The organism is Clostridium sp., from assembly GCF_047718555.1.
In the GTDB taxonomy this organism is placed as follows: Bacteria; Bacillota; Clostridia; order Clostridiales; family Clostridiaceae; genus Clostridium_I.
The window spans coordinates 1-2,904 of sequence record NZ_JBDNRK010000117.1 but is presented as its reverse complement, the minus strand read 5'-3'; the positions used below and the strand labels follow the sequence as shown (position 1 = coordinate 2,904).

The 2,904-nt window shown below is 30.8% G+C and carries 3 protein-coding genes; all 3 read left to right on the top strand.

The window, feature by feature from the left end:
- Positions 1-116 precede the first annotated feature (116 nt).
- Entirely contained in the window at positions 117-944 is an 828-nt protein-coding gene (locus ABF633_RS20625) for a YihY/virulence factor BrkB family protein (protein WP_415526600.1), read from the top strand.
- Positions 945-1,070: 126 nt separating this feature from the next.
- Positions 1,071-1,706, top strand: coding sequence for a hypothetical protein (locus ABF633_RS20620; RefSeq protein WP_415526598.1), 636 nt, complete (start codon positions 1,071-1,073; stop codon positions 1,704-1,706).
- Positions 1,707-2,198: 492 nt separating this feature from the next.
- Entirely contained in the window at positions 2,199-2,687 is a 489-nt protein-coding gene (locus ABF633_RS20615) for a hypothetical protein (protein ID WP_415526596.1), read from the top strand.
- The last annotated feature ends 217 nt before the right edge of the window (positions 2,688-2,904 follow it).

Sequence of the window (2,904 nt, the reverse complement as noted above, 5' to 3'; positions counted from 1 at the left end):
CTGATAGCCCACTATCATCAGAACCTGTTTCCTTGTTTAATTTAAAATATACGTCACATCTTTGATCTATTATTTATTTTCATATGCCTAATAATTGATAGAGTGAGGATGATTATATGCTTTTTTCTATAAAAAAACTTAAATGTGGACTTATAAATATGATTAAAAAAGCATGGGCAGATGATATACTGGCACTGTCTTCTCAGCTTGCCTATAGTTTATTATTTGCTTTTTTCCCATTTTTAATATTTCTAATGACTATAGTAGGTTATAGTGATATAAAAACAAGTGATATTATGAATAATTTAAGAAATGTAATTCCAAGAGAGGCTTATACTTTAGCAGATAAAACTATTTCTGAGGTAGTAAGCAGCAAAAAGGGAGGACTTTTATCTATAAGTATAATACTTACACTATGGTCTGCTTCATCTGGCTTCAATGCAGTTATAAAGGGATTAAATAAGGCCTATAATGAAAAAGAGTCCAGAAGCATAATAAAGGTACAACTTATATCTCTGGCTTTTACCTTTGGAATGGTGATAATAATTATGTTTTCTGTGTTTTTACTTATATTTGGGGAGACTAACAGCAATTTTTTGATCAAATGGTTTGGGCTCTCAAAGGAATTTAAAATTATATGGAATTTTATGAAATACATATTGAGCATTGCAATTATGATAAGTATATTTAATGCTGTATATAAATTTGCTCCATGTAAAAAACATAGTTTAAGAGAGGTTATGCCTGGAGCTCTATTTGCCTCTTTAGGCTGGATAATATCTTCTCTAGTCTTTTCCTTCTACATAAATAATTTTGCAAATTATTCAAAATTCTATGGAAGTATCGGCGCGATAATAATACTGATGCTGTGGCTTCTTATTACTGCTATTGTGATTATTTTAGGTGGAGAAATAAACTCCGTACTGATGAAAAAATGCAAATGATTTCTGGTGAAAATATTTCCTTTAAAAAACTTTATTTATGCTATTTACATAGGGATTTTTTTGATGTAGAATTCAATTTGTTAGTAAAATAAATCCCTTAAAAATTGAAGATAGAAGGTATGCAGGGTGAATAGAACCATTTTCAAAAATTTGTCAATTATAATGTTAGCAGCAATGGTACTTACTGGCTGTAGTGAAAATTCAAAGATAACGCCAAAGAATACGAAGATACAAAATACTAAAGTAACAGAGAACTCTCAGAGAAGCACTGTAGAAGAAACTGTAAAAAGTTATTACAGCAGTGAAGTAAGTAAAGATGCACAATTTCTCAGTAAATATTTTGTAAATCCACAGATGTCAGAAGTCGGTTCTGTTAAAAAGAAACTGAATGCCTTTAATGTGAATAAAATAGAAATAATAAAATTATTTAATATAAAAAAGCAGGGAAATTATGCAGTGATGATTTGTGCTTATAATACTTATTTTCAGAACATACAAAATCCAAGACCGGATGTGGAAATTGTATCTCTTGTAAATAAAAATGGTTCCTGGTATATATTAAATGACTATGGTGTTGCATCTGATCAGGATGTGACATGGCTTGATAATACAAACTTACAGGAAAAAGAGTTCTTATCAGAAAACAGCGAGCTTCAGTCCATAATAAAGCAAAATCAAAATTTTGATAAAGTCAACAGTGCCTTTATAGATAAAGGTAAAAAAGCTATGATGGAAATGCAAATCTCCAATAACTCATTTTAGTTGCTGTGGGTTTTTAGGCATAGTAAGTAATAAGTTATATTTACTAATTACTTACTATGTCTTATTTGAGTTTATCCAATGACTATCCCTTCCCACTTTGTGAAAGCGATTCACAAACAAAGACTCCAGATGATATCAAAAAGTCTATTTACGTTATGAAACGTACTATTATGTTTATGATAATATACTTACTTATGTTGCAAAATGTAGTATATCGTGTATAATCATTTATAAGAACTAGGCATATAAATGAAGATTTAATATTTAGTAAGATATCAATGAATCTTACTCAGTGGGAGTTTGTATTCCCACTGAGTTTAGATGAATTATCCAGGGACGTGCCGGTGTTATACTCTAAAGAGAAAGCGATTCACACCAAATCCAAGATTTGGGTTCTCTGCTTTTCCACCTTTAGAAGGTGGAGTGTTACAGCGGCTAGTCATCGGATAAATAGGTATAGTGATAAATCACTAAAGGGAGGATTTGGAATATATGGCTACATTAAAAAATGCACTAAAAGAATTGTCAGCTAAAGTTGATGAGAGAATTGCTTCAAATATAAAGCTATTTGGAACCACTGAAATAGATGAAAACATTGGAGAACTATTATACTTAGTTTCTACAAAATTGGCAGATCAATTTGAATATGAAAATAAGCAGGATATTCCCACTTGTAACTGCATATTTACTGATTCTAACGAAGTTACCTTTGTACTTGATTCTAATGAAGATGCATGCTATTTACATTTTTGTGTGTACCCAATACATAAATGGATAAGAAATAATTTATCTAAGATTAAAATTATGGTAAATCTGCTAGAAGAACTATGTCGTTTTTATTGGAATTTGGAAGATGAAGTACAAGTATCTTATAAAGTTTTAGAAATCATGAAAAGAGTAAATCAAAGATTGGAACTAGAACATTTTTATGATCCGGATTACATAGAACATCTATATAATCTAGGGTATAAGAGTAAATAAAAAATACTAGATATTTAAGACAAGCCTTTACTAAAAAAATAGTCCCCCCTAGGAGATAAGTGCCAGTTACCTCCTAGGGGGGACTATTTTTATTTATCTGATGACTACCCCACTCTAATACTCTTTAACCTGACTAACTTGGCGTAAGTCTCCCACTTCTTCAAGTGGGAGTACAACGCCAAGTAAGCCATGCATTTGCAGTTCTAAAATTCAGATG